The organism is Azospirillum sp. P4_B5 (assembly GCF_056402275.1).
Map to the genome: position 1 here is coordinate 1 of NZ_JBFUHT010000020.1, position 26,321 is coordinate 26,321.

Genomic DNA, 26,321 nt, shown 5'->3' on the forward strand with positions numbered 1-26,321 from the left:
CCGCTGATCGAGGCGGCGTTGGTGCCGTTGCTGTCGTCGGCCCGGTACCATTGGTAGGTGAAGSWCCGGYYGTCGCCGTCCGGATCGCTCCAGGTGCCGTTGGTCGTGCTGAGCGCGTTGCCCACCGTCGCCGTGCCCGTCACGTTCGGCGCCACGCTGTTCACCGGCGCGCTGTTCAGGATCGCCGTGTAGGCGGAGTAGGCGGTCGTCGTGTTGGAATTGCCGTCGTTGGCCGTCACCWYGACGCGCAGGTACTTGTGGGCGTCCGAGGTGGTCAGCGTGTAGCTGGCGCTCGTCGCCCCACTGATCGAGGCGGCGTTGGTGCCGTTGCTGTCGTCGGCCCGGTACCATTGGTAGGTGTAACCCAGCGGGTCGCCGTCCGGATCGCTCCAGGTGCCGGTCCCCGCGGACAGGCTGCCGCCAACCGTCGCCGTGCCCGACACCGAAGGAACGACGCTGTTCACCGGTGCGCGGCGGTCAGTCCGCTGATCGATCCGCTGCCGTCGAACGGCGACGGCGACGCGCTGAGGCTGCCGGACTTCAGCGCCCCTCCGCCGCCGGAAGCCGTGCCCGCTTCCACTTCCGCGGCGGTCGGAGCGGTCGCGTTGCGGGGGACCAGGACGTAGTAAATGGTCCCCGCCTCGTTGAGGCTGGCGGACAGGGTGAAGCCGGTGTTGGTGATGCTGGACGTGGCGGCGGCGACGTCGAAGGTCGGCGCCACCTGGTCCACCGTGTGGGTGGAGCCGGTGAAGCCAGCGGCGATGTCGTTGTTCGCCGTGTCCTTGATGCCTGTGCCGCTCCCCTTCAGATTCAGCCCCAGCGTGCCGGTGCCGGAGACGCCGGTCACCGAAACCGTGTAGACGCTGGCCGACACCTGGGTGACGGTACCGATCGTCCCGGAGGCGTTCCCGGTGGTCGCCAACGTGAAGTCGCCAGCGTCCACGCCGGAGACGCCTTCGCTGAAGGTCACGGTGTAGGTGACCGAGGACGCGTTGGCCGCCGGGCTCCCGGACACAGCGATGCTGGAGACGGTCGGCGGCGTGGTGTCGGCGCCGGCGCTGAGGGTGATGGTGCTGGTCCGCGCGGTGCTGGTCGTCTCGCCGTCGTTGACGGTGACCGTGGCGGTGCGCGCGCCCGCGGTGAAGCTGCCAGCGGAGTTCTTGTATTGGATCAGACGGATCACCGCCTGATAGTTCGCCACGGACGCCGCACCGCTCAGGGTGATCGTGGCGCCGTCGTTGGCGAGCACCGCGATGCCGTAGGTCTTGGCGGTGCTGACATCCGCCGTGGAGAGCGTCAGCGTTTCGTTTCCGGTATCGACCACGCCGCTCAAGGCGATGGTGGCGCCGAGCAGACGGGTATCGGTGTCGGTCTGCGCCAGGGTGGCGCTGGGCGCGATGAGCACGCCGGAACTGGGAGTCCCGCTGCTGACGGATTCGTCGCTTCCACCGCCGGCCCCGTTCAGGTCGACCGTCGGCGCTCCGGCGTTCCAGTGAACCTCGTACGCACCGAGGTCGAGCGCACCGTCACGGATGCGGTCGATGCCGCGGATGTCGTAGCTGCCGCCGTAGCGGTTCGCGTTGCTGCTGTCGCCGGCGTTGATGAAGGTGGTCGCGGTCGAGGCCGGGCGGTAGTCGCGCAGGCTGACGGTGGCGTTGGTGGAGTCGACGAACGTTGCGGTGCCGGTGATGGCGTTCTGATAATTGTTGCCCGCATTCAGGGTGATTTTGGCGCTGTTGTAAATGATGGCGTTCGGATCAGCAAAATTTGTGGTGCCAAGCTTTCCCGTATTTCCCGCAATGATCGTGTTGTAAACGTTTGCCGTGGCTGTGCCCGTTGCATTCGGGTCGTAAAAGAGGCCGATCGCTGCCGTCTTTATACCCGCAGCCGCAGCATCGTTGTTTATATAGCTGTTGTTGGCAATGGTGACGTTGCGAATATTTGTTGTAAAAGCCGACACCGTGCTCTGATGCATGATGATGCCGCCCGGATAGCTCGCCGAAGGCGAGCCTGCGTTCATGACGTAGTTGTTGTCTACAAAGAGACTGTTCTCGACAGTGAACGTTCCTGCCACCAGCGATTTGATGACCGAAAAAGCTGCCGTGCCAGCCACGGCGCTCGTGTTTTCACGAAAAACGGAATTCTTAATCGTCAAGGATGTCGCTGTATTCAATGTAGCGATGACGTTGCTCAAATTGTTCCTGAAGGTCACACCATCCACTTCAAGCGACCCGTTCTGCAGCGCCAGAACGCCCTGGACGGCGCTTGACGTGTAAAAACGTTCGAAAACCAAGTTCTTGACCGTCAGCGTCTTACTTGCCGCATTGAAGGCGATGCCCCGGTAGTCCGCCGTCGTGGTCGTGTTGCTGGCATCTCCGTCACCGGAGAGCGTGATATCGGCAATACCGTCGCCATTCACGTCGCCATTGATCGTCAAGTCCTGAGCCGCCGCCGTCAGGAGGGCCGTCGTGACACCCAGGGAAACCGTGCCGGACGCCAGCGTCGGGCTGAACTCGATAATGGTCGCTTGGGTCGCATTCTTGATTGCATCGTTCAGCGATCCGGCCGCTGTCCCGGTCGCCGAGGTGACGACGACGGTTCCCAACCGGCCGCTGAAAGTCTCCATGGACGCGCGGGCGAAGGGAATCGCCGCCTCGATGGCCCCGCTCCGCACTTCCAGCGTCCAGTTCTGCCCGGCGGCGTTGCCGGTCTCGTCGTTGGACACCGCCACGTCGGCTCCGGTGAGCCGATGGATCGTCTGAACGAACTCCTGCCCAACCTCTCCGGCGCCGACGTTGCAGGCGTAGAAAAGAATGTCGCCGCCGGGCTTCAGCGCGGCGCCGATCGCCTGGAGATCCTGCGCGCGATTCGCCAAGCCGTCCGCCCAATAGGCGCGGCCGGCGATGTAGAGATGGCCTTCGTTGCCGTGGCTGACGACCTGGACGGAATCCAGGCCGGACATCCCGGACAGCGCCTTCGCCATCTGGCCGAGCGCCTCCTGCTGGGAGTCGAGCAGGACGACCTTGGCGTCGGGGGCGATGTCCTTGAGCAGCGTCTGGTAGTCGGACACGCTGGTGTCGACGAACACCACCGAGCGGACCGAGCCCTGGATCTCGGCGAGCCGCGCCGTCACCGCCGCCGGTTCGGTGGGTGACGAGGCTGAGGCGGCCGGAACGGTCGACTCCTTGATCGCCCAATCGGCCAGCTTGTCGGGGTCGGCGGCCGTGCCGGCGCCCTTATCCCCCGGCACGGGCTGATCGGGTTGCTGATGAACCTCGGCAGCGGTGACGGCGCCCGCCGCGTCGAACATGAAGCGCGGTTCGAGAGCCATCGCGAACATCGATGAGGACGGCTTGTGCGTCTTGTGGGAACGCCCGTTCACGTTGTTGCCGTTCGAACCACGCTTGCGCGCCATCATCCGCCTCCCGCCATACGCGACACCGCCCGACCCTACGTCCAAAGCGGTCACCAAAAAGTGAATAGCCTGCAGGAGAGTACCACCTTTTCGCAGTGGTTGACAGCGCATGCGTCTATAAAGACAGCAAAAGAGGCGCCTGATTTGCGTCGATTCGCATCATCGAGGAGAGTAGAGCGTCATAATTTGACGCATTTGTTTCCACCCTGCGCTCTCTATTTCACGACTGAAATGAACGCATATATTGGTATGCTTTTCAGGCAGCGATTTCGCCCCGGGCGGGCGCACGGCGCGGCGAAGTCAAACATCTGCGTGCATAACACCGCGCACCGATGTCACAGATCCGGAACGCCGTGACCGTGCCGGTACTCGCCACAGAGGAAGCGGACCGCCCGATCGCGTCACCAAGGGACCAGCGTCAGGACGCGCCGCCCTGCTGCATCTGGGCCGGCAGGATCTGCGGCGGCAAGTGCTGGATTCCCGGATGACCGGGCGGCAGCCAGATCAGCTCAAGGGAAGGCGATGTCTTCGCCAGAAGATCGAAGCCCAACCGGTGATAGAACCAATGAACGCGCGTATCCACCTCGGCCACCGACAAGGTGATCGGGATGCGCATTTGCGCCGCGGTCCCTTGGAAGCTGCGCAGCAGATCGGTGCCGATGCCCTTGCCGCGGGCCAGACGATGGATCTCCACCTCCGACACGCGCCAGTCATAGCGCCCCAGATCCATGATGATCCGCCCCACCGGCTGGCCCGTCTTCTCGACGACGAAATCCAGATGTTCCGGATAACGGCTCTCCTGCCCCATCCGCCGCGCGCCGTACTGCTGTTCGTAGAGAGTCCGGATGAAGTCGCGGTCGTGATGCGCCTTGGCCAGCCAGGGGCGCGCGTCCATGAACAGGCCCATCAGGAAGTCGTCGTCCGATGGGCGGGGAAACCGCACCGTCAACCCGCCGAGCAGCGGCAGCGACCCATTCAGAACGGCCATCGGTCACACCCCTTCCGGTAGCACAAGCGTGCGCCTTGAATAGCCGAAGATGCGGGCATGACGCAAGAATCGCCGCTGCGGACCATCCGGGCGGCGGGTGCCGTTCGAGTCGTCCGCCGCGGCGTCGGGCCGGTGCGGAGCGACCGTAACCGAGGACGACCCAACGCCGCTGGCGACCGAGCGGACGCATCGCTCACGATCCAACGGCGGCGGCCAAACACATACAAGAATATGCAACCACGGGGTTATAATGCAAAGATGACAATCAAAAAAAGTAACTTTTTGTATCGTCTGTTGCTCAGTCCCTAGCCGTTCAGGAGAATATATCGGTATGCTTTCTATCACATTCGTCGGCGTGGCGCGTCCTTAGTGGGACGCTGGCCATAGGCCGCCGCAACCGGTTTCATACACAGGAGGTTTCGCCATGGAAGTTTACCTCGGCCTGGTCATCCCGTTCACCGGCGCCTACGCCCCGCAATTCACCGCTCAGTGTCTGGGCCAACAGATGCAGGTCAGCCAGAACCAAGCCCTGTTCTCGATCACCGGCGCGATGTACGGCGGCAACGGCTCGACCAACTTCAACCTCCCGGATCTGCGCGGCCGCGTCATGATCGGCTCGGGCCCCAGCCCCTATCTGAACAACCTGATGATCAACCCGGGCAACAACGGCGGCGCTGCGAACAACAGCATCACCGTCCAGAACCTGCCGCTGCACACCCACGCCGCGTCCTTCACGCCGTCGGGTAGCAGCAACATCGCGACCGTCACCGCCGGCGCGACCATCCCGGTGAGCACCAGCCTGGGCGCCAGCAACACCCCGGCGGGCGGCAACAATTATCTCGGCGCGCTCCAGATCAACGACACCAGCGGCTCCGGCATCGTCCTGGACGGCCCCTACAGCTCCGGCACCGCCCCGAGCGGTTCGGCGCTGATCGGTTCGGCCTCCGGCACCGTCACGATGGGCGGGTTGACGGGTACGGTGAGCGTTTCGGCGGGCGGCGGCGTCAACACACCGGCGGCGCTGAACAACATGCAGCCCTATCTGGCGCTGACCATGCTGATCGTCACCAGCGGCATCTACCCGATGCGCGACTGATCGCGGAGCGATCCCCCGATCAGTCGAACAGCGGATGGACGGATGCGGCGCGTTGGCTTCGTATGCCCGGAACGACAGCCGTATCTTCAGAACTTGAGCCTGGACCTTTGAGATGACCATCGACATCGCCACCCTGTCTCACGAGATGTTCGCCCCGCATCTCGGCCAGACGTTCCGTTTTCTGGCCCCGGAGGACGGGTCCGTGATCGCGGACGTCGAGTTGACGAAGCTGACGGCACGTCCGGAATGCACGCCGCGCTGGGCGAAGCGCACGTCCTTTTCGGCTCTGTTCGAAACCTACGGCCCCAGCCAGCTGTGGAACGGCTATTTCCAGATCGACCATCCGACGATGGGACCGATGGGGCCGTTCTACATCGTGCGCGTCATCCCGCGCGACCCCGACCGGGGCTGTTTCGAACTGATCCTGAACTGAGTCCGGCCACCACGTTCCTGCCAGCGGCATCCCGCACCGTCCGCCCCAGCGCATCGAATCCACCGGAGATTTCGCCATGGACTTCTACCTAGGTACCGTCTTTCCATTCGCCGGCAATTTCGCCCCGGTGAACACGCAGCAATGTCTGGGACAGGCCGTCAACACCGCCCAGTACCAAGCCCTGTGGGCGGTCACGGCCGGGGCCTTCGGCGGCGGGCAAGGCGCTCCGACGTTCAACCTGCCCGATCTGCGCGGCCGCGTGATGGTGGGGCCGGGGATCAGCCCCTACACCAGCACCACCATCAACCCCGGCAATTCGGGCGGCTCGCAGTTCACGACGATCAGCGGCGCCAACCTGCCGGCGCACACCCACGCCGCGTCCTTCCAGGGCGGCAGCGCGGGCGGCACCGTACCGTTCACCGCAACGGTTACCGTGCCGCTGAACCCGGCCGTCGGCACCAGCAACAGCCCGTCCGGCACCCCCGCGACGCTGGGCGGACAGTTCCTCGATCCCAACACCGGCATAACCGTCGACGGGCCCTACATCCCGGCTTCGAGTCTGCCGACGCCGCCCACCGGAAGCTCGCTGACCGGCGCGCTCTTCACGCAGGGGACGGTCAACGGAGGCGTCACGGGCGGCAGCGTGGCCGTGATCGCGGGGGGGGGCGTCAGCAGCCCGACCCCTCTCAACAACCTGCAGCCTTACCAGTCGCTGTTCTTCTTCATCTTCATGCTGGGCTATTTCCCGTCGCGTGATTGACGCGGAGAGCCCCGGTCCCTTCCGGTGGGCCGGGGCCTTTCCCGCGCACGGTGCCCGTCGCGCCCGTGCCGACGCGGTCCAGCAGGTCATCGAGAAGGCTGGCGAAGCGTTCCCGCGCGGCGCGCTCCATCAGGCTGTGATCGGCCCCGGCGAGGCGCTCCATCCACAGCCCGCCCATCTGGCGCAGGCGTCCGCCGCCCGCCCCGGCCTGCGCCTCCAACTCGCCCAGCGTCACGTCTCCCTCGCTGTGCACCATCAGCGTGCGGACTCCGCGGTCGGCCAGCGTCTGGAACGCGTGGAGCACATCGTCCCGCGCGTAGCCCCGCCCCATCAGCCCGGCGCGCAACCGCCCAGCCCCGATGCGCAGGCGGCGGGCCGCGCGTTCCGACAGGGCACGGGCGACGCGCGACGCCTTGCGGTCCTGGCGCAGGATGGCGCGCCACACCGCCGGCTCGGTCAGCCGGGGCAGATAGGCGGCGGCCGGCTTGACCGCGCTGCCGATGGCCTCCTCCTGCGTCACGCCGTCGCCCAGCACGAAGCGGCCCGGATTGACCAGCGCCAACCCGACCACCCGCGGGTCGGCCAGCGCCACCCGCAGCGCCACCGCCGCCCCGGCGCACAATCCCACGGCGACCGCGGCGCCATGCCCCGCCGCCGCCAGGGCTTCCAGCCCGGCCCGCGCATCCTCCACCATGTCCCGGCAATAGATCAGCCCGTCGCGACGTCCCGGCTTCGACGCGCTGTCCCCCAGCCCGCCCAGATCCATGCGCAGCGAGGCGATCCCCCGCGCCGCCAGCCGCCGGGCCAGCCGCACCGACATGCGCCCGGTGCCGGTGTGCGGCGTGGCGCCGCTGTTGAGCAGGAGCACGGCGGGCCGCTCCGCGAGCGCGTTGGCCGGCTCGCAGAGGATGCCGAACAGAGCGGTGCCGGGACCGAAGCGGAGCGGGCGCTCCACCGCGCCGGCCAATTCCAGACGGGGGGCCGGCGCTTCGACCGCCCGGCCCGGCCCGGCGGGCGCCATGTCCCGCGCCAGCCAGGCCGCCACCCGACCGAAGGCCGAGCAGTCCAGGACCGCTTGCTGCACGCTGCTCATCAGCCGCGCGTGGTCGGGAAAGGGCGCCTCCTCCACCGCGGCTCCCAGCACGCGGAACCGCGCCGCCAGAGCGGCGGCGCGGCCCTCCGGGCGATCGAGGATGAGCACGCGCCGCGCTGGCGTTTCCGTCATCCGCGTGAGGTCGAGCGCCCGCAGGGCCTCCGCCGTTTCCGGAGACAGGCGGAAGCCGGCGCTGTCGATCCCCTCCGGCCCCACCGCAGGCGAGGCGTCCGCCGGCCTTTCGGCAAGAAGCGCCACCGCCCGCAACTCCTGGAGGAAGGCCCGACCCGAGGGAAAGGGCGCCAGCAGGGCCAGCGCATCCGCCCCCGCCTCGCGCGCCGCCGTCGCGCCGAGCAGTCCGCCCAGCCGCAACCCGACCAGCGCCACCTCTTCCACCCCGGTGACGGCCCGCAGATGGGTGGCCGCGGCGCGGATACCGCCGAGCCACGCCTCCAGGCGGCCCGGATCGCCCTCCCCGCCGACGCTGTTTCCGGTGCCGGGATAATCGAAGCGCAGCACCGGCAACCCGGTCTCAGCCAAGCCTTCGGCGAAACGGCGCCACGCCCGGTGAGTGGCCAGCGCCTCCCCGCCGTAGGGGGCGCACAGCACGACGCCGCGGCGCCCACCCGCCGGATGCAGCCAGCCGAAACAGCCCTCGAACAGAACGGGCATCGATGGATCGGGCGTCATGCCGTCCCCCGGTAGCGGGTTGAGTCCAGACCGTTCAACGCATGGACGTCCCCATCGGGCACAACCGCCGCGGAGTGGCGCGGAATCAGCCGGACCCGGCGCTTGGTTCCTGGCGGCAGGTGGAACCACTCCTCCTCCGCCCGGAATCCGTCGTCCTCGACGTGGACGGAGCGGGCAAGGCGCCGACTGGACAGGATCAGCGACCATCCCTCCGCCGTCCGCTCCACGCGGGTGCCCAAGCCCAGCTCCGCGCGCTCCATCCGCCCGCCCTGCGGGAAGTGGAAAGCCTCGGCTATCGGCGCGCCGGCGCCAGGATCGGACAACGCCGCCACCACCGCGTCGTGGGCGGGCGGACCGAAGCGGTAGGCGCAGGTCAGATCGATGAAACGGTCGAGCAACGAGGAGGCTGGAACCGCCTGGGCGCTGCGCGGCGGCAGGGTGACCGCCCTCTCGGTCCGCAGCACCGGCACCTCGCCCCGCCGCAAGGCGGTCAGGGAAAGCACCGCCTCCACCAACTCCGCCGTCTCGTTCAGCAGATGGATCGCCAGCCCGTTTACCCCCTCGTCGGTCAGTAGGATCTGCACGGGTCGGAAGGCGCGGCGCAGCGCGTGCCACGCCGCCTTCGGCACGCCCGTGGAATCGACCACGCCCCAGCCGGCTCCCGGCCAGACGTCCTGGAACATCCAGACCAGCCCGCCGCCGCAAGGAGAGCCGACCCGCCGCCATTCCGCGAAGACAGCCTCCATGACCTCCCCCGTCACCGCACGCGACAGCCGCGCGTAGCGGTCGGGATCCTCGTAGCGCAAAAGCATGGGATCGACGCCGTACAGGCTGTGCAGGTAATGGTCCCGCACATCCTCGAAATCCCACGGAGCGCCGGGGTCGCGCGGGACACGGGCCTTCCAGCGCGGGTCATGGACCGCCGGGACGCCGGGCAGCGCCCCGGCCGCCGGCAAGTTGGCGAAGGCGAGGCATTCGGAGGCGAAGCGAACATTTGCCCGGCGCGCGTCCTCCAGCGGGCGCAGATAGGCGCCGACGCCGTAATAGTGGGTCACACCGGCATCGGCGACGAAGGGCAGCGGCCCACCGGTCGGGGAATTCGCGACGTAAGGCACGTCGGGCCGCCTCCGTTCCACCTCGTCCCGCAGGACGGTGTCGAACAGCGGCTGGCTCCAGCGCTCACGCGGCAGGCCAAGCATGGCCGCCTGCTGCTCCGCCTCGCTGCCGCCGCACAGCACGGCCAGCGCCGGTGACGCCTGGACCCGGTCGAGGAATTGCGCAGCCTCCCGCCGGGCACCGTCGAGGAACGGCCCGTCGGCCGGATAGTCGAAGTTTGCGAACATGAAGTCCTGCCAGACGAGAATCCCCATCTCGTCGCACAGGTCGAAGAAGGCGTCGGCCTCGTAGGTGGCGATTCCCGGCACACGCAGCATGGTCATGCCGGCTTGCCGCGCCGTCTCCAGCCAGGGGGCGTAGGCGTCCCGCGTGCCCGGCAATGCCACGATGTCGGGGCTGCTCCAGCAGGCGCCGCGGCAGAAGACCCGCTCGCCGTTGATGCGCAGGGCGAAGCCTTCGCCGGACTCCCGCTCGATGCGGCGGAAGCCGGTGCGGCCCAGGTCGATGCGCTCGTCGCCCACCACGGCACGCACGGCGTGGAGCGCCGGCCGGCCGTGGCTGTGCGGCCACCAGGGTTCGACCTCCGGCAGGCGGATGTCGCCGCGCAAGTCCGAAGGTCCGGTCCAGCGGAGCGGTGCCCGCGCCTCTCCCACTTCCAGCCAGCCCGGCGGGGGAGCGGCCCCGCTCCATTCCGCCGCCAACGTCAGGGACAAGCGGCCGTCCTGCCCCTCCAGAGTCGCGTGCAGGTCCGCCGAGCGGACGCGCAGCGGACCATCCTCCATGATCAGTTCCACCGGGCGCCAGGGGCCGACCGCCGGCACGGGCGGGCACCAGCCGGGCATGTGTCCCAGCAGCGTGGTCCGCACCGCGCGCAGCCCCGCCGGCTCGGCCAGCCGCACCGGCCAGCGGCCCCGCCCCTTCTGCGCTTTCAGCACCGGGTTCAGGGCGCGGAAGACCATGTGGAGCGCGTGCGTCCCGCGCAGCGTGACGGGCACATCGTGGCGCTGGAACATGCTGGCGCTGCTCAGGATGCGCTCCCCGTCCAGCCAGACCTCCGCGACGGTGGCGAGGCCATGGAAGCGCAGGGTGCAAGGCCCGTCACCGGTCAGCCGCACCCGGTACCAGACGTCGCGGTCGTGCAGGGGAAGCGGCTCACCCAGCCAGTAGAGCCCGGCCTCGCGCAGCGCCTGGGCGACGGTGCCCGGCACCGGGGCGGGCAGCCAGTCTCCACCGGGCGTTGCCCCCGGCTCGATCACGCACAGCTCCCAACCCGCGGACAGGGGCGTCACGCGGCGGCCCGTCACGGCGTGGAGGCGCGCCATCGTCGGTCACCCGTAACGGCGGAGCAACGCGCCGAGCGCGCTGTCATAGGCGCGCTCCATCGCCTCCAGCGGTTCCGCGTGATCGCCGAAGCGCCGCCGGTGCACGCCGCGCGCAAGCTGGAACTGAAAGGCCTTGGCGGTGGCGGAGAGGCTGGCGCAGGCCTCCGCCGCCTCCGCCGGTCCGCCGATCCAGCGCGCATACAGGCCGAGAAGCTCGAAATTCGCCCCCACCTGCCGCAGCGTGTTGAAGGCGTAGAGATGGAAATAGTCCATGGGCCGGGCGGCCAGCGTCTCCAGATGCTCCGGCAGAGCGGCGCGAAAGGCAGTGATTGGGTTTCCCGCCGGGCGGCGGCGCAGATGGTGGGACAGCAGGGCGCGCGAGGCGTCGGTCAGTGCGTCCCCCTCCAAGGGCGGACCACTCCGCTTTACGAATTCCACATAGGGGAACAGGGGAGCGGGGGCGAACAAGCCGTCGTAATCCTCCCCCTCCAGCGTGAAGCGTCCGGCGTTGTGGATGTAGTCGAGCCGCCGCGCGCCCGCATCCATACCGAGGATCGCGATGGTCGTCTTGACGTGCTGCGCACGGTAGGAGGTGCCGCGGGTGTCCGGCAGGTGATAGCCGTCCACCTCCACCAGCACCGGGCGTCCCCGTGCCACCTGCACCGTCGCGTGCGTCTCCACCCGGTCGTAGAGGGCGAGTTCCTGCACCTCCAAACCATAGAGGCGGCGCAGGTCCTCCGGCGGTATCTTGAAGAAGGTGAACTGGTCGCCCTCGAAATCCTGCGCGACGGTGAAGGCCAGGGAGGCCATCGGCTCCATCCCCAGCGTCCGCAGCAGCCCGAGCCACAGATCGGTGTAGCAGTTGGTCTCCGCCCAATCGCGGTCCGGCCTGTCGAGCGGATGCGCCATGCCCGGCCTCCCCTCCCCGCTCAGCCCCAGAGGACGGCGCGCACGGCGGCGGGCCACCCCTTCACGTCGAGACCGTGATGGCGGAACAGCGCCAGCGCCACCCGCTCCATCCCGAAGCCGACGCACGCCGTGTGGGCGACCGCGCCATCCGGAGCACGCAGGTCCCACAGCAGCCCGAAATGGTCCTGGTGATAGTTGAAGCTGAGGCAGGCGGTGGGCTGTTCCGCCGACGCGATGGGGATCAGCAGTTCGAACTTCAGCCCCTGGTCGCGCTGGTTGACCGCCAGCATCCGCCCGGCCCGCCCGAAGAAAGGGTCGTTCGCCAGATCGACCGCCACCGGCAGGGCCAGCGATTCCATCAGCGCCCGCCCCCGCTCCACCCAGCTTTGCCGGAAGGCCATCACCTGCTCCGGCGTTCCGGCGCGCACATACTCGCGCATCCGGAACAGTTGCATGCGCGCCGGGTCGAGCGACGGTTCATGGCGGAAGCAATAGGAGTAGACATCGACCAACGCGCCGTCGGCGGTCAACGGCCCGCGCTCCGCGATGGTGGGATAGACGGGGTAGCAGGCCGCCGGGGTCAGGACGACGTTGGTCGCCATCTGGGAGTCGGTCCACTCCTCCCCCTCCTCCAGTCGGCGCAGCAGGGATTGATGGGCGCGCTCGTCACCCTTGAAGGCGTGGACGGTGCCGGCGAGATGCGGAAAACTCTTCAGATAGCCGCTCTGTTCGAACTGATGGCGGGCCACTCCGGGGGGAAAGCGCATGACGTCCGCCCCGTCGTCGCCGCCCCAGGCGGTGATCAGGTCGTTGAAGCGCTCCACGACGTCCTCGAAGACGCCGCTGCGGCCGTACAGCCCATCGACCCCCGTGGGGATCAGCAGCCCGGCCGCGATCAGCGCGTCGCGGAACGCCGCCTGCCCATTCTCCACCGGTGTGCCCCCTGCCCGCATGTCCATCCGCCGCATTCCGTTCCGAGAAAGCCTCAGCCGAAGAGAGAGCCGTTGTCCCTGTGCGCCAGCAGCAGGTTCGCCGTGTTGCCCAGTATCCGGTCGTTGTTGATCATCAGAGGCGCCGAGTGGGCGTCGCGCAGATGGCGGCACAGGCTGTAGGGGCTGTCGTTGCGGTAGGCGGCCAAGCCGCCGGCCAGCATCGCCTGTCCAACGATCCGCACCACCATGTCCGCTGCTTCGGTCTTCAGCGTGTTCATGGCGACCGCGAAGCCCAGGGAGGTAAGGCGGTCGGGATCGTCCGCCGCCGCCTCGAATTGGGCGAGCGCGCCGCGCACCAGGCCGCGCATGGCCTGAAGGCCGGCGGTCGCCTCGGCCAGCCGCCGCGCCCCCGGCGGAGGCGTGCCGGGGCGCTTGCGCGCCTCAGCCCGGATGAAGGCAGCGGCCCGCGCCACCGCGTCCGTCGCGATGCCCAGCCAGACGCTGCTCCATAATATATGGGTAACCGGCAGCATGGTGCGGGCGGAAATGTCGGCGTAAGGCAGCGGAAGGATCTGCGCCCGTACGGCCTCCGCCACCAGCCGGTAGCCGATGCTGCGGGTGCCCCGCATGCCCAGCGTGTCCCAGCCGCCGATCTCCTGCAGTCGCATCTGCCCGCGCAGCACCGGCACGATGACCTGATCGGAGGGCGGCGAATCCGTCGTGCGGCGCGCCGTCACCAGGATCGCGTCGGCTTCCTGCCCATAGGAGATGACCGTCGCCTGCTTCTCCAACCGGAAGGCACCGCCTGTCTCGTCCTCCACAGCGCAGACGCTGGAGCGGACGTCGCCGCCGATCCCGGCCTCGGTCGTCGCGGAGGCGAGAAGAAGCTGCTCCCCAGCCAATCGCTCCAGGAAGCCACGATGCCAATCGCTGCCCTGCCCATGATGCACGAGGCAGGCCACCTGGATCTGGTGCATGGCGTAGATCAGCCCGCTGGATGGGCATTTCTGGGCGAGCGCGTGGGCCACCGCCGCCGCATCGGCCAGACCGCAACCACCGCCGCCGAAATCCCGCGGCACCATCAGGCCAAGCAGCCGCGCCTCCCTCAAAGCGGCGAAGGCCTCGACGGGAAAGCGCGCCTCGCGGTCCACGCTGTCGGCGTGGCGCCCGGCGACGGCGGCGGCCTCGGCGGTCATTGCCGGCGGATGGTCCGGCGCGGGCGCCCTCATCCGGCCCCCATCCCGTCCGGCGCGCCGGCCAGCAGACCGGCGACCGCCGACCGGATCGCCGCGATGCTCTCGAAGGTGCGGCGGCGCAACAGATGTTCCGGGAACTCGACACCGTAGCGCTCCTCCAGCGCCAGCATCAGGTTCACCGATCCGTGAGAGGTCAATCCGGCGGCGTAGAGATCGTCCTCGTCGGACAGGGTGGAAGCGTCGGTGGCCAGCCCGCCGCTGTCGGCCAGAAGCGCCCGGATGTCGGCTGCGTTGACCGCCGGGGCGTCGTCGCCCCGCGGCGCCGTTCCAGCCGCGATCTGCCAATCCGGTTGGCGCATGCTCATTCCCCTTACCCCCTATTCAACCTCTAGCTTTTCTCGTCCCGGCACAACGCCACAAAACCTTAATTGTTCTGCGCCTTCCTCTGCTTTTCCGTATGCCCGGAGTGCTTTTCGGATGCCAAACGCTCCTCGTGCTTAACACTTGTGGCGATTGCCGTTCCTCCGGACGGTTCTAACTTGAGCGGTGGTTCACCCAATAAACACAGGATCGGGAGATCACCATGGCTGTGCGGCAATCGGATGCGGAATGGCGTGGCAACCTGGCCCAGGGGTCGGGCACCATGCGGTTGGGCAGCGGTGCGTTCGAAGGCGCCTACTCCTTCCCGTCGCGCTTCGAAAACGGCACCGGCACCAACCCTGAGGAATTGATTGCGGCCGCCCATGCCGGCTGCTTCTCCATGGCGTTGTCCGCCGGCCTGTCGAAAGCCGGGCACACGCCGACGCGCGTCCACACCACCGCCCGCGTCCATCTCGATAAGGTCGGCGAGGGCTTTGCCATCACCAAGATCGAACTCGACTGCGAAGCCGAGATCCCCGGCATCGACGCCGAGACCTTCCAGCAGCAGGCCGAGGGCGCCAAGAAGAACTGCCCGGTGTCCAAGGCGCTGGCCGGAACCGAGATCACCCTGAACGCCCGCCTCGCGTAGGCGTCGCCATCCCGGCGGTCCTTCGACGAGGGCCGCCGGCGTTGGAACGATGGCTCCCAATCATTAACATTGGCGTCGGAATTGGCGGCAATAGCGTCGTGAAGACCCCGCAGGGCTTTGCAAGAACATCGCTTGCAACAAATTTCGTCATTCCAGAATACAAATTTCCATAAAGTAGTTACTTTTAAAACGTGAAAACTTTCATGCGACCTTTCTCTTTCAGCAGAATTTCTCAAAAATACAGTTGATTAGATCGCAAACCGACAATAATAGGGAACTAAATTACAAATATACTCTGAAGTACGCTGTGACATTAGAAAAAAATCACGTATGAAGAATTTTGTTTGCTTTGTGATTTCTCTTGGCGGCCAAAAGTGGTGCTCGTTATGATTGGATGGTCCATACCATTGGTCGTAACGCTTATGCCCCGCTCACAAGGTGAGTCGCCCATGCCGCCGTCGCCGTCCTCCCTCGACACCCTCCGCCAGACCCTGATGTCGGGCGGGCGCCTTCCGGCGATGGTCGCCGCCCCCATCGCGCTCGGCGTGTCGCTCGCCGCGAGCGCGGCCCCGATCGAGACACTGTCGACCATCACGAACCAGTCCTTCTATCCGACCGGAAGCAACATCCTCATCACCAGCACAGGCGGTGTGGTCGACAGCGGCACCGGAACGGACCCGAACGATCTGAGCACCGGCGTCTGGATCAACGCGAACGGCGGTTGGACCCTGACCAACCAGGGCACGATCAAGATCTCGCTCGAGGCCGCATACAATCAGGCCGACGGGGTCTACGCGCAGTATTACGGCACCGTCATCAACTCCGGCCTGATCAGCGTGAAGAACGCCTACGTCGGCATCCTGATCAACAATTCGAACGGGTCGAAATCGGTCATCCAGAACACCGGGACGGTGATCGGCAACTGGTCCGCCATCGAGATCGCGCATGCGGCCGACATCACGAACGGGTCACCGACAAACCAGACGGCACTGATCCGAAGCCTGCTGCCGGCACAGCAGAATTTCCAGGTGCAGTACCCGGCGATCAAGACCCAGAACTTTTCGACGGCGAGCACGCTCACCAACTACGGAACGATCATCGGCGCTTCCGACGCCGTCTCGATCACCGGCACCTCGACCATCGTCAACCATGGGACCATCGCCGCCGGTTCCGGCCATAAGGCGATCCGGACCTCCGCCTCTGGGAGTGTCAGTTCCATTACGCTGAAGGACGGCAGCGTCGTTCTCGGCGGACTGTCGAACGACGGCGGCACCCAGAACCTGGTGTTGGAGGGAAGCGGCTCCCTGTCCGGACCGATAGCCGGCGCCACGACCCTGACCCTCAATGGAACCGAGTGGACCCTGGGCGGCGCAAGTTCGGCCACGACGACGGACGTCCAGGCCGGAACGCTGCGCGTCGACGGCTCGCTCACCACCGCGCTCCAGCTCGCCAGCGGGACCACGCTCGCCGGGACGGGCACGGTCGTCGGCACCGTGACCAGCCCGTCCGGCACCACCCTGACCCCCGGCGGCGCCGCTACGCCCGGCACGCTGACCATCACCGGCAACTACACGCAGCAGAGCGGCAGCACGCTGGCGATCCGGACGACCTCCAGCACCGCCAGCAAGCTGGCTGTCACCGGCACCGCCGCGATGGGCGGCGCGCTGGCCATCACCTCCGCCGGCGGCGGCTACGGCGACAGCACGACCTACACCATCCTGACGGCGGCGGACGGCGTGTCCGGCGGCTTCACCGCCGTCACCAACAACGACCCGACGCTGACCCCGACGGCCACCCTGGACACGGCGAACAAGCGGATTCAGCTCACCCTCACCAAGGTGATCCCGCAGCCCGAACCGGAGCCGGAGCCGGAGCCGGAGCCGAACCCCAATCCCAACCCTAATCCGAACCCAGAGCCGACCCCGAATCCCGAGCCCACCCCCACGCCTCCGGCGGCCGGCGTGATCGACACCAGCCGCCCCAGTTTCACCAACGGCGACGGCGCGGTCCAGAGCGGCTCCGTCACTTTCGACGGTGGCACGCTGCGTCCGGCGTCGCCGCTGACGCTCGGCCAATCCGTCACCGTGACCAGCCGCGGCGGCACCATCACGCCGGACGGCAGCACCGTTACCCTGGCGGGCTCCGTCGGCGGCAGCGGCGCACTCACCGCCAGCGGTCCCGGTGCGGTGGTCGTCTCCGGCCAGCTCGCCAACGCCGGCGGCTTGTCCGTCAGCGGCGGCGCGACCCTGAACATTGCGAAAAGCGGCGTGGTCGCCGGCGGCACGCTGGCGCTGAACGACGGCGGCAGCGCCTTGGTCGGCGGCGTCGTGGCCGTCCCGGTGACGGTCGCCCGCGGCGGCGCGATGACCGTCGTCGAGGGTGGCGGCGTCGGCGGCACGCTGGCGGTCCAGGGCGGCACCCTGACCGTCGCCGCCAATGGGGCGGTCAACGGGGCGGTCACCGTCACCTCCGGCGGCACCGCCACCCTGTCCGGCGCCGTCATGGCCCCGGTCACCGTCGGCGACGGCGCCGTCACCGTAACCGCCACCGGCACCACCGGGGCGGTCACGCTGGGCAGCGGTGCCGCGGCCATGGTGGACGGGGTCGTCGCCGGGTCGCTCACCACCGGCGCCGGCTCGACGTTCGGCGGACACGGCGTGATCGTCGGGCCGGCGGTGCTGTCCGGTACCCTGACGCCCGGCAACTCCCCCGGCGTGCTGACCTTCCGGTCCGCCGTGACGCTGACCGGCACCAGCGTGCTGCGCGCCGAGATCGACGGCCCGACCGCCGGCAACGGCGCCGGCCGCCACGATCAGATCCGGGTCGAGACTGCGTCCTTCACCGCCGGCGGCACCCTGGCTCCGGTGCTGCGCGGCATCAGCGGCGACGCCACCAATGCCTACACCGCCACGCTGGGGCAGAGCTTCACCATTGTCCAGGCGGACGGCGGCGTGTCCGGCAGCTTCGCCGCGGTGACGCAGCCGACCGCAGGGCTGGAGGCCGGGACCCGCCTCGACACGCTGTACGGCGCCAACACCGTGCGGCTGGTGGTCACGCCGACCAACTACGCGGTCCGCGGCGGCACGCCCAACCAGCGGGCCGCCGGTGCGGCGGTGGACGCGCTGCGGCCGGCCGCCGGGGCGCGGCTGGAGGGTGTGGCCGCCCCGCTGTTCAGCGGCCTCTACGGCCTGCCGGGCAGCGGCATCGCCGGGGCGCTCGACCAGCTCTCGGGCAAGCTGCACGCCGACACGCTGGCCGCCGACCGCACCAACCGCCGCCTGTTCGGCAGCGCGGTGGAGAGCCGCCTGTCGGCCCTGCGCGGTGGCGCGGCATCCTCGTCGGGCGTCCGGCTGGCCGGTGGCGGCAACGGCACGCGTGCCGTCGGCGAAACGGGCGAGAGCGGCGGATCGGGCGGCGTGTGGGGCCAGCCGCTGGCGGCCTACAGCCGGACCGGCTCGGACGGCAACGCCGCCGGCACCACCGAGCGGATCGGCGGCTTCCTGCTGGGCGCCGACCACAGCTACGAAAACGGCGTGAGCGGCGGCGTGGCGCTCGGCTACCTGCGCAACCGCGTCACCTCGCGCGACGGGCTGGGCAAGGCCGACGTGGACAGCTACCAAGCGACGCTCTACGGCTCCTGGAACCTGCGCGGTTCGGCCGACAGCCCCTACATCGAGGGCGCCGTCAGCTACGGCTACGCCAACTACGACGCCTCGCGCGGCATCGCCTTCGGCACGCTGGGCCAGGGCGCCAGCGGCAACGCCGACGGCCATGACTTTTCGGTGGAGATCGCCGCCGGGCACCGCATGGCCTTCGCCGGGTCGGACAGCGCCTGGATCGAGCCGCGGGCCGGCCTGCGCTTCGACCGCATCACCCGCGAGGCCTTCCGCGAGTCCGGCGGCGGCGTGGCGCTGGACGTCGAGGCGGCGGGCTGGACCAGCCTGCGCAGTTCGCTCGGCGTGCGCGCCGGCACCAGCGTGACGGTGGGCGGCTGGCGCCTGCTGCCCAACGCCGCCCTGGCGTGGGAGCATGACTTTGCCGACGCTACGGCCTCCACCACCAACCGGCTTGGCGGTGTGGCCTTCGCCGCCGACGCCAGCAAGCCGGGCCGCGACGCCCTGGTGATCGGCGCCGGGCTGGGCGTGGCTCTGGACGACCGGCTGACCGCCACCATCGACGTTCAGGACGCGATCCGCGCCCGCGAGAACACCGTGTCGGCGACCGCCGGCCTGAAGTGGAAGCTGTGAGGAACATGACGGCGATGCGCAAGGCGATCATCACGGGGGCGCTGGCAGCACTCCCCCTCCTCGCAAGCGGGGCGCCCGCCGGTGCGGTGGAACCCGGCAAGACCTTCGGCGACTGGCAGACCGAATGCGAGACGCCCCCCGACGGCCAGCCGCGCTGCTTCCTGTCGCAGACCCGCGTGATGGAGAACAAGGAGGCCAAGCAGGCGACCCGCATCCTCAAGGCGTCGGTGGGCTATTTCGCCCCCGACGGCAAGGGGGTGATGGTCGTCATCCTGCCGCTGGGCGTCGATCTGCGCGCCGGGGCGGCCCTGACCATCGACGACGGCAAGCCGCTGCCGCTGACCTACCAGCAGTGCATCCAGGACGGCTGCCTCGCCAACGCCCCAATGGACGAGGCGACCCTGACCGCGCTGCGCCGCTCCAAGGGGGCGCAGATCACCGTCCGCCCCTATGGCGGGACCCAGGCGGTGGCCTTCCCGCTCTCCACCAAGGGCATCACCGACGGCTTGGCCGCCCTGAAGCCCTGATGTTGCCTCCGGTCACCGCGGCGACGGCGGCCTGGATAGCCTCATCCCACCGTCCGGGCGCCGGCTGCCGGTGCAGCGTGACGGTGGGATACCAGGGCGTGCCGCCGCGACCGAGCAGCCAGCGCCAGTCCGGCGCGTAAGGCAGCAGGACCGCGGTCGGGTGCCCCATCGCCCCGGCCAGATGGGCGACCGCGGTGTCCACGCAGACGACGTGGTCGAGCTGCCCCAGCACCGCCATGGTGTCGGCGAAACTCTCCAGCTCCGGCCCCAGATCGACCAGTGGCGCCGTCCCGTAATAGCGGGCGGCCTCGGCCTGTGCCGGCCCCTTCTGGAGCGACACCAGCGCGGTCTTCTCCAGCGTGAAGAACGGTGCCAGCCGCGCGAGAGGCAGGGAGCGGTTGCGGTCGTTGCCATGGGTCGGGCGCCCCGCCCAGACCAGCCCGACGCGGCGGTAGCCGCGGGGCAACAGCCCGTCCAGGCGCTCCGTCCAGCGCTGCACCCGCTCCGGCTCGGCCCGCAGGCCGGGGAGCGGCGGCGGAACGCTGTCGGGCCTCGTGCCGAACAGCCCCGGCAGGCTGGACAGCGCGGCGTGGGCGGCGAAGGGCGGCGCCTCCTCCCAGTCGGTGACGATCCGGTGTCCGCCGGGAAGCGCGCGGATCACCGGAAGCATGTCCGGGCTGCACGCCACCACGAGATTCGCGCAGAGCGACGCCGCCATCGGCAGATAACGCGCGAACTGGATGGTGTCGCCGAAGCCCTGGTCGGCGACCAGCAGCAGGGTGCCGCCGGGCAAGGGGCGGCCGTCCCAGGGCCGTGCGGCCGTCTGCCCATGCCGCTCCAGGATCGCGGGCGGAATCAACGGCGGCACGCCAGGAAGATGCCAGCGCCATTCATACTCCCGCCATCCCTCCTCCCACTGGCCGGAGAGCAGCAACCCCTCGGCCAGTTCGAAATGCGGTCCCGGCGCGTCCGGGGCGAGCCGGACGGCGCGGCGCTCGCAGGCGATCGACGCCGCGACCTCCAGCCGGTCGTAGAGCGCCACACCCAGATTGTACCAGCCCGCCGCGTCGCCGGGATCGAGCGCGACGGCGCGGCGACCATGGGCGGCGGCCTCGTCCAGCCGGCCTTCACGGCGGCGGATTTCGCAGAGGTCGCTGTCGGACGGGGGGATTGGTGGCATGCTACAGGCTGTAGCCCAGCCCAAGAATGACCGGCTCCAGGATCGAAATCGCCGGCTTCAGATGGGTCCTGTAGGCGCGGTGGCGGTCGATGGAGCGGCTGTAGAGCTTTTCCGCGACCTGGGAGTGGCTGGGCGTGCGGGCGTGGCGCCGGTTGTCCTCGAAGCGCAGGCAGCGCCGGTCGAAGCCCAGCCCGAGGAAGCCCAGCAGGCGCCGCACCGCCGGTTCCGGCTCCCGCACCAGATCCTCGTAGCGCAGCGGCAGGTAGCGCAGCGGCATCTCCCGCCGGTAATGCTCCACCAGATCGAACACCAGAAGGACATGGCGGGCGGCGGTTTCCACATCGTTGGCGCAATGAAAGCCGTGGGTGAGGTTGGTGCCCATCATCGACAGCACCACGTCCAGCGGATGGCGCAGCACATGCACCACCGGTGCCGAGGGAAACATCAGCGCGATCAGGCCGAGATGCGTTTCGTTGAAAGGCATCTTGTCGGTGAACAGCGTGTGGCCGGGCTTGGCCGGAACCAGCTTGCGGGCGTGGCGCAGATAGGCGTCGCGGAGCCGTTCCAGCCCATCGCGCTGGTCGCCCATCCACAGCTCCGACAGCGCTTCCGGATAGCCGAGCGGGCTGCCCAGCGTCTGCGGCAGCGCCCGCACCACCGCGCCGAGCGCGGGCAGCTCGTCCCCCGCCGCGACGGCGGGATGGCAGGACAGGATCTGCTCGACCAGCGTGGTGCCGGAGCGCGGGGCGCCCGCGATGAAGACCGGCTGCGGCCCGGCGGCGGGCTTGTCCGGCCGCGGCATCAGGCGCAGACGCGGCGCCACGAAGAAGGTGGCGAGGCGCGCGATCAGCTCCACCGCCTCCTCTTCGCCGTAGCGGCGCCCGGCCTGCCGCAGCAGGGCCTTGCCGGCGGCGAAGGCGGCGAAGGCCTCGTCGTGGCGGCCCAGCCGGTCGAGAATGCGTCCCTTCTCCAGCAGCGCGTCGGGGTCGGGGCCGCCATGGCGGGCGGCCGAGGCGTCCAAGACGGCAAGCGCCCGTTCGCCGTTCCCCTGCCGGGCCAGCAGGGCCGCCGCGAAGGTGTCGGCGCCACGGTGACCGGGGTCGAGACGCCGGGCGCGGTCCACCAGCCGTTGCGCGGCGCGCAGATCGCGGGCCGCGTCCTCGGTCTGTGCCCAGCCATGCCAGGTCAGAGGGATGGACGGGTGCAGCGCCGCGGCCCGGCCGTAAGTCCGCCGCGCCTGCTCCACCTTGCCCTGCCTGGTCAGGCTCCAGGCGAGGTTGGCCAGCGTCGCGGCGTCCGGCGGCGCCAGGGCCAGCGCCCGGCGGTAATGGAACTCGGCGGCCTGGGGCCGGTGGGTGTCGGCCAGCACCAGCGCCATCAGCGTGTGGGAGCGCGCGTCCTCCGGCGCCAGCCGGACCGCGTTGCGGGCATGAGGCTCGGCCTCCGCCGCTCGCCCCGTCCGGAACAGCAGCCCGGCCAACTCCTGCGTGGCCGCGAGATCGTCAGGAGCGGCCCGCAACCGCCGCTCCAGCGCCGCGGCGTCGGGGGCGCCGCTCGGACGGTCGTCGGGCGTGGTCGTCATGACAGGCGGGTCCCATGGCGGCTGAACGCCCACAGGGGCGCGCGATGCGGCGCCAGGATAGTGAAGGGTATGGGTGGCGGCAAGGCCGTCCCCCTCCCCTTCTGGGGAGAGGGAACAGCGCGGACGCTCTACCGCCCCACCCAGACCGGACGGCGCTTCTCCAGGAAGGCGGCGATGCCCTCCTGATAGTCGGCGGACAGGTAGCAGAGGCGCAGCAGGTCGGCGTCGCCATCCGCCGGCAGCCCGTGGTCGCGCCAGCGGCGCAGCGCCTCGCGGGTCGTCCACAGGGTCAGCGGGGCGAGGCCCGCCAGTTCCTCGGCCAGCTCCTGGGTGCGGTCGGTGAGGTCGTCGTCTGGCACGACGCCGCGCAGGGCACCGGCGCCAGCCAACTCGTCGGCGGTCAGCAGGCGGGCGCTGAAGATCATCTCCTTGGTCCGCGCGGTACCGAGGATGGCCGCCAATCGGGCGAGGTTCTTGATGCTCAGGCAGTTGCCGACCGTGCGGGCGATGGGGAAGCCGAAGCGCACCGACGGCGTGGCGATGCGCACGTCGCAGCAGGCGGCGAGCAGCGCCCCCTCCCCCACGCAGGCGCCGGCCAGGGCGGCGATGGTGGGAACGCGCACCGCCTCCAGCGCCATCGCCGCGGTCTCCGCGCGGTCCTCCAGAATCGTGTAGTCCTCCGGCGTCTTGACGCTTTGCAGGCAGGACAGGTCGGCGCCGGCCATGAAGGCGGGCTTGTCGCCGGCCGCACCGGTCAGCACCAGGGCCTTCACCGCCGGGTCGGCGTCGACCTCCCGGCAGATTTCGATCAGCCGATCCTCCATCCAGGGGGTGATGGCGTTGCGCGCCTTGGGCCGGTTGAAGATCACCCACTGGACGGCGCCGCGCCGCTCGGTCAGGATTTCGGGCAAGGCTTCGGCCTCGCCGGTCGTGGCGATGGTCATCGTTCGGAACTCTCTTGGATTGGGCTGGCGGATTAGGCTGCGATCAGGCCGCCGGCCCGAGGATCTGGCAGGAGCCGATGGGAAGAAGCGCCGTCACCACGCTGCCCGGAGCGAAGCTCTGCGCGGGCGGGATGAAGGCGCGCAACGTCCGCCCGCCCCCCAAATCCACCAGCACGTCGCGGTACTCGCCCAGATAGGCGGAGCGCCGGACCGTGCCGGACAGCACGTTGCAGCCCTCGGCCGGCAGATCCCTCTGCTCGGCGCCGAACAGCCGGACCTTGGAGGGCCGCACGCACAGCGACACCGACGCCCCGTGTGCCGCGCCGCTGCGGTCGGGGGCCGTCAGCACATGGCTGCCGACGCGGATGGCGCCGTTGCCCTCGCTGGTCCCGGCCAGCTCGTTGTTGGCACCGATGAAGGTGGCGACGAAGGCGTTGGACGGCCGCTCGAAGATGTCTTCCGGCGAGCCGAGCTGCTGGAGATGGCCCGACTTCATGACGGCGATGCGGTCGGCGGTGACCAGCGCCTCCGACTGGTCGTGGGTGACGTAGACGGTGGTCAGGCCGAGCAGGTCGTGCACTTGGCGGATCTCGAACCGCATCTCCTCGCGCAGATGGGCGTCGAGGTTGGACAGCGGCTCGTCGAGCAGGAGGATGCGCGGCTCGACAGCCAAGGCGCGGGCCAGGGCCACGCGCTGCTGCTGGCCGCCCGACAGCTCCGACGGGTAGCGGTCGCGCAGCGCCTCCAGCCGGACGGTGCGCAGCGTGCGGTCCAGCCGCTCGGCGATCTCCGCCTTGGGCAGGCGGCGGATGGCGAGGCCAAAGGCGACGTTCTCCGCCACCGTCTTGTGCGGCCACACCGCGTAGTTCTGGAAGACCAGGGAGATGCCGCGCTTCTCCGGCGGCAGCACCCCGCGCGCCGAGGACAGCAGCACATCGTCGGCCCAGATCTCGCCCTCCGACGGCGCCTCGAACCCGGCGAGGAGCTGGAGCGTCGTGGACTTGCCGCAGCCCGACGGCCCGAGCAGAGCCAGCAGCGTGCCGTTGGGGACCTGCAGGTCGATGCCGTGCAGCGCGGTGTAGGTGCCGAAGGACTTGCGGAGGTTCTTGATGCGGATCCCGCTCATGTGGGGAGAACTCCTTCCGCCGGGGCGGTTTTACGGGCGGTAGCGCGTGACGTGCGGCGCACGGTGGTCAGGCGCGTCAGGGGACCGGCGGCGGCCACAAGCGCCAGCGTGATGAGGAGGAGAAGGACGCTCATGGCGCAGACGGCCTCGTAGTTGCCGCCGTCCTTGGCGTTGTAGATCAGCGTGGTCATCACGTTGGTCTTGGGCGTGATGAGGAAGACGGCCACCGACAGCTCGCGGATGATCGGGATGAAGACCAGGAACCAGCCCGACAGCAGCCCGCCGCCCATCAGCGGGATGGTGATGGACAGGAAGGTCCGCCCCTCCCCAGCACCCAGGCTGCGCGCGGCGCGCTCCAGCTCCGGCCCGATGCCCTTGAGAATCGACCCGCCATGGGCGTAGGCGATGGGCAGGAAGGTCGCCGCGAAGGCCGCCACCAGCAGCAGCGGCGTGCCGTAGAGGTTCAGCGGCGCCCGCGTGTAGGCGGCGAAGAAGCCGACCGACATGACGATGCCGGGGATGATGATGGGAACGGTCGTGACCGCGCCGAACAGGCTGGCGCCGAACACCAACCGCCGCTCCACGATGTAGGCGACCACGGTGCCGAGCATCACGCACAGCGTCGCGGCGAGCGTCGAGAACAGCAGCGAGTTGACGATGGCGGTGTGCGTCTCCGAATTGCCGAACAGCGCCCACCAGTACCAGTGCAGCGACAGGTTCTCCCACGACAGGCCCTGGCCCCAGGCGCGGGTCAGCGACACCAGAAGCAGCGCCGCGTAGGGCAGGAACACCGAGACCAGCGGCAGCAGCAGGGCGGCAGCGAAGGCCGGCCAGCGGGCGGCGCCCAGCGCGATCCGCCGCCCCGCCCGGCTCTTGCCGGAGATGGTGACGAACTGCTTGCGGCCCAGGATGCGGCGGCGCATCCAGAACAGCATGGCGGTGACCAGAAGCAGCGGCATGCAGTAGGCGGCGGCCATATAAATTTCTGGCGGGAAGAGCTGGTAGAACTCGGCCAGCTTGGTCGTCACCACCGGGATGCCGGTCGGCGTCAGCAGGAAGGCCGGGACGCCGAACAGCGTCAGCCCCTGGATGAAGGATAGGATGAAGCTGGCGATCACCGCCGGGGTAACCAGCGGGATGGTGATGCTGAGCATCGTGCGCAGCGTGCCGGAGCCCAGCGTGGCGGCGGCGTCCTCAAGCTCCACGGCCATCTCGTCGAGCGCGCTCGACACCATGGTGAAGCTGTAGGGGACGGTGTAGATGCCGCAGATGAAGATCGCCCCGGTCATCGAGTAGATGTTCAGCAGCGGCCCCGCCTCCGCCCCGGCGAGCGAGCGCCACAGCGTGTTCAGCCAGCCCGAGTTGGGGGCCGCCAGCAGAATCCAGCCGGTCGCCCCGATGAAGGACGGGGTGACGAAGGCGGTCAGCGTCAGCACGCGGATGGTGCGGCGGAACGGCAGGTCGGTCCGCGACACCAGCCAGGCCAGCGGCACGCCGATGCCGACGGCGATCACCGCGGTCGCCACGGCGAGGACCAGCGAATTGAACAGCGGTTCCAGAAGCTCCGCGGATTGGAAGATCCGCGCGTAGTTGCCGAGCGTCCAGGCGCCGGTCAGGTCATCGTGGAAGCTGTTGTTGAGAACCCAGCCGAAGGGCAGGACCACCAGCAGGAAAAGAAGTAGGGCGACGGCGCCGAAGACCACGGCCCTGGCGAGTGGCACGCGGGCCATCACCGGGCGCGCGGTCCTCGCGGCTG

General features: G+C 69.2%; 20 protein-coding genes. 6 read left to right on the forward strand and 14 right to left on the reverse strand.

What is annotated here, in order from left to right:
* From AC1DVI_RS16995 to AC1DVI_RS17005, 3 genes are all read right to left on the reverse strand, one after another.
* A partial coding sequence (locus tag AC1DVI_RS16995) for a hypothetical protein (RefSeq protein WP_476958961.1) occupies positions 1-464 on the reverse strand: 464 nt, incomplete at its 3' end.
* On the reverse strand, positions 461-3,415 hold the full coding sequence (locus AC1DVI_RS17000; protein ID WP_476958962.1) for a DUF4347 domain-containing protein: 2,955 nt from the start codon (positions 3,413-3,415) through the stop codon (positions 461-463). The genes AC1DVI_RS17000 and AC1DVI_RS16995, both read right to left, overlap by 4 nt.
* Positions 3,416-3,833: 418 nt before the next feature.
* Positions 3,834-4,403, reverse strand: coding sequence for a GNAT family N-acetyltransferase (locus AC1DVI_RS17005; RefSeq protein WP_145706714.1), 570 nt, complete (start codon positions 4,401-4,403; stop codon positions 3,834-3,836).
* A 424-nt stretch (positions 4,404-4,827) separates the two neighbouring features.
* Here AC1DVI_RS17005 and AC1DVI_RS17010 point away from each other — a divergent pair, with 424 nt between their 5' ends.
* The 3 genes from AC1DVI_RS17010 (at position 4,828) to AC1DVI_RS17020 (ending at position 6,692) form a co-directional block, all read left to right on the forward strand.
* The gene (locus AC1DVI_RS17010) at positions 4,828-5,499 is read left to right on the forward strand and encodes a phage tail protein (RefSeq protein WP_476958963.1); all 672 of its coding nucleotides are present in this window, start codon (positions 4,828-4,830) and stop codon (positions 5,497-5,499) included.
* Positions 5,500-5,611: 112 nt separating this feature from the next.
* Complete coding sequence (locus AC1DVI_RS17015; protein ID WP_149163682.1) at positions 5,612-5,932, forward strand: DUF6916 family protein; 321 nt, start codon at positions 5,612-5,614, stop codon at positions 5,930-5,932.
* 76 nt (positions 5,933-6,008) lie between these two features.
* Entirely contained in the window at positions 6,009-6,692 is a 684-nt protein-coding gene (locus AC1DVI_RS17020; protein WP_149163681.1) for a phage tail protein, read from the forward strand.
* Here the strand turns inward: AC1DVI_RS17020 and AC1DVI_RS17025 are convergent.
* From AC1DVI_RS17025 to AC1DVI_RS17050, 6 genes are read right to left on the reverse strand one after another with little or no spacing between them, the layout of a single operon-like run.
* Positions 6,661-8,475, reverse strand: coding sequence for a serine aminopeptidase domain-containing protein (locus tag AC1DVI_RS17025; protein WP_476958964.1), 1,815 nt, complete (start codon positions 8,473-8,475; stop codon positions 6,661-6,663). The genes AC1DVI_RS17020 and AC1DVI_RS17025 overlap by 32 nt on opposite strands.
* Positions 8,472-10,913 (reverse strand): glycosyl hydrolase 2 galactose-binding domain-containing protein, encoded by a 2,442-nt coding sequence (locus tag AC1DVI_RS17030; protein WP_476958965.1) that lies wholly within the window; start codon positions 10,911-10,913, stop codon positions 8,472-8,474. Before AC1DVI_RS17030 ends, AC1DVI_RS17025 begins: the two co-directional genes overlap by 4 nt.
* Positions 10,914-10,919: 6 nt before the next feature.
* Positions 10,920-11,822 (reverse strand): DUF1839 family protein, encoded by a 903-nt coding sequence (locus AC1DVI_RS17035; RefSeq protein WP_476958966.1) that lies wholly within the window; start codon positions 11,820-11,822, stop codon positions 10,920-10,922.
* Between the two features lie 20 nt (positions 11,823-11,842).
* Positions 11,843-12,781, reverse strand: coding sequence for an amino acid--[acyl-carrier-protein] ligase (locus AC1DVI_RS17040; RefSeq protein ID WP_476958967.1), 939 nt, complete (start codon positions 12,779-12,781; stop codon positions 11,843-11,845).
* Between the two features lie 26 nt (positions 12,782-12,807).
* Positions 12,808-13,983, reverse strand: coding sequence for an acyl-CoA dehydrogenase family protein (locus tag AC1DVI_RS17045; protein ID WP_476958968.1), 1,176 nt, complete (start codon positions 13,981-13,983; stop codon positions 12,808-12,810).
* Complete coding sequence (locus tag AC1DVI_RS17050) at positions 13,980-14,315, reverse strand: acyl carrier protein (protein ID WP_476958969.1); 336 nt, start codon at positions 14,313-14,315, stop codon at positions 13,980-13,982. Before AC1DVI_RS17050 ends, AC1DVI_RS17045 begins: the two co-directional genes overlap by 4 nt.
* A gap of 218 nt (positions 14,316-14,533) precedes the next feature.
* Here AC1DVI_RS17050 and AC1DVI_RS17055 point away from each other — a divergent pair, with 218 nt between their 5' ends.
* The 3 genes from AC1DVI_RS17055 (at position 14,534) to AC1DVI_RS17065 (ending at position 19,733) form a co-directional block, all read left to right on the forward strand.
* Positions 14,534-14,959, forward strand: a complete 426-nt coding sequence (locus AC1DVI_RS17055) for an OsmC family protein (protein WP_149163676.1) — start codon at positions 14,534-14,536, stop codon at positions 14,957-14,959.
* Positions 14,960-15,408: 449 nt separating this feature from the next.
* Positions 15,409-19,206: an autotransporter domain-containing protein gene (locus AC1DVI_RS17060; RefSeq protein ID WP_476958970.1), complete on the forward strand. Its 3,798-nt coding sequence runs from the start codon at positions 15,409-15,411 to the stop codon at positions 19,204-19,206.
* Between the two features lie 5 nt (positions 19,207-19,211).
* Positions 19,212-19,733 carry an invasion associated locus B family protein gene (locus tag AC1DVI_RS17065; protein ID WP_476958971.1) on the forward strand — a complete coding sequence of 174 codons (522 nt, stop codon included), beginning with the start codon at positions 19,212-19,214 and terminating at the stop codon, positions 19,731-19,733.
* Here AC1DVI_RS17065 and AC1DVI_RS17070 read toward each other — a convergent pair.
* The 5 genes from AC1DVI_RS17070 to AC1DVI_RS17090 all read right to left on the reverse strand — a co-directional run bounded on the left by AC1DVI_RS17070 (position 19,702) and on the right by AC1DVI_RS17090 (position 26,286).
* Positions 19,702-20,913 (reverse strand): glycosyltransferase family 9 protein, encoded by a 1,212-nt coding sequence (locus tag AC1DVI_RS17070; RefSeq protein WP_476958972.1) that lies wholly within the window; start codon positions 20,911-20,913, stop codon positions 19,702-19,704. The genes AC1DVI_RS17065 and AC1DVI_RS17070 overlap by 32 nt on opposite strands.
* A gap of 1 nt (position 20,914) precedes the next feature.
* The gene (locus tag AC1DVI_RS17075; protein WP_476958973.1) at positions 20,915-22,495 is read right to left on the reverse strand and encodes a tetratricopeptide repeat-containing sulfotransferase family protein; all 1,581 of its coding nucleotides are present in this window, start codon (positions 22,493-22,495) and stop codon (positions 20,915-20,917) included.
* 128 nt (positions 22,496-22,623) lie between these two features.
* Positions 22,624-23,439: an enoyl-CoA hydratase gene (locus AC1DVI_RS17080; protein WP_476958974.1), complete on the reverse strand. Its 816-nt coding sequence runs from the start codon at positions 23,437-23,439 to the stop codon at positions 22,624-22,626.
* Between the two features lie 43 nt (positions 23,440-23,482).
* On the reverse strand, positions 23,483-24,565 hold the full coding sequence (locus AC1DVI_RS17085) for an ABC transporter ATP-binding protein (RefSeq protein WP_476958975.1): 1,083 nt from the start codon (positions 24,563-24,565) through the stop codon (positions 23,483-23,485).
* Positions 24,562-26,286 (reverse strand): ABC transporter permease, encoded by a 1,725-nt coding sequence (locus tag AC1DVI_RS17090; protein ID WP_476958976.1) that lies wholly within the window; start codon positions 26,284-26,286, stop codon positions 24,562-24,564. The genes AC1DVI_RS17085 and AC1DVI_RS17090 overlap by 4 nt, the downstream gene beginning before the upstream one ends.
* Positions 26,287-26,321 lie beyond the last annotated feature (35 nt).

What these genes read in the sequence shown, in the direction of transcription:
- AC1DVI_RS17000 (WP_476958962.1), bottom strand. Translation starts at nt 3,415, where the DNA reads ATGGCGCGCAAGCGTGGTTCGAACGGCAACAACGTGAACGGGCGTTCC.
- AC1DVI_RS17005 (WP_145706714.1), bottom strand. Translation starts at nt 4,403, where the DNA reads ATGGCCGTTCTGAATGGGTCGCTGCCGCTGCTCGGCGGGTTGACGGTG.
- AC1DVI_RS17010 (WP_476958963.1), top strand. Translation starts at nt 4,828, where the DNA reads ATGGAAGTTTACCTCGGCCTGGTCATCCCGTTCACCGGCGCCTACGCC.
- AC1DVI_RS17015 (WP_149163682.1), top strand. Translation starts at nt 5,612, where the DNA reads ATGACCATCGACATCGCCACCCTGTCTCACGAGATGTTCGCCCCGCAT.
- AC1DVI_RS17020 (WP_149163681.1), top strand. Translation starts at nt 6,009, where the DNA reads ATGGACTTCTACCTAGGTACCGTCTTTCCATTCGCCGGCAATTTCGCC.
- AC1DVI_RS17025 (WP_476958964.1), bottom strand. Translation starts at nt 8,475, where the DNA reads ATGACGCCCGATCCATCGATGCCCGTTCTGTTCGAGGGCTGTTTCGGC.
- AC1DVI_RS17030 (WP_476958965.1), bottom strand. Translation starts at nt 10,913, where the DNA reads ATGGCGCGCCTCCACGCCGTGACGGGCCGCCGCGTGACGCCCCTGTCC.
- AC1DVI_RS17035 (WP_476958966.1), bottom strand. Translation starts at nt 11,822, where the DNA reads ATGGCGCATCCGCTCGACAGGCCGGACCGCGATTGGGCGGAGACCAAC.
- AC1DVI_RS17040 (WP_476958967.1), bottom strand. Translation starts at nt 12,781, where the DNA reads ATGGACATGCGGGCAGGGGGCACACCGGTGGAGAATGGGCAGGCGGCG.
- AC1DVI_RS17045 (WP_476958968.1), bottom strand. Translation starts at nt 13,983, where the DNA reads ATGAGGGCGCCCGCGCCGGACCATCCGCCGGCAATGACCGCCGAGGCC.
- AC1DVI_RS17050 (WP_476958969.1), bottom strand. Translation starts at nt 14,315, where the DNA reads ATGAGCATGCGCCAACCGGATTGGCAGATCGCGGCTGGAACGGCGCCG.
- AC1DVI_RS17055 (WP_149163676.1), top strand. Translation starts at nt 14,534, where the DNA reads ATGGCTGTGCGGCAATCGGATGCGGAATGGCGTGGCAACCTGGCCCAG.
- AC1DVI_RS17060 (WP_476958970.1), top strand. Translation starts at nt 15,409, where the DNA reads ATGCCGCCGTCGCCGTCCTCCCTCGACACCCTCCGCCAGACCCTGATG.
- AC1DVI_RS17065 (WP_476958971.1), top strand. Translation starts at nt 19,212, where the DNA reads ATGACGGCGATGCGCAAGGCGATCATCACGGGGGCGCTGGCAGCACTC.
- AC1DVI_RS17070 (WP_476958972.1), bottom strand. Translation starts at nt 20,913, where the DNA reads ATGCCACCAATCCCCCCGTCCGACAGCGACCTCTGCGAAATCCGCCGC.
- AC1DVI_RS17075 (WP_476958973.1), bottom strand. Translation starts at nt 22,495, where the DNA reads ATGACGACCACGCCCGACGACCGTCCGAGCGGCGCCCCCGACGCCGCG.
- AC1DVI_RS17080 (WP_476958974.1), bottom strand. Translation starts at nt 23,439, where the DNA reads ATGACCATCGCCACGACCGGCGAGGCCGAAGCCTTGCCCGAAATCCTG.
- AC1DVI_RS17085 (WP_476958975.1), bottom strand. Translation starts at nt 24,565, where the DNA reads ATGAGCGGGATCCGCATCAAGAACCTCCGCAAGTCCTTCGGCACCTAC.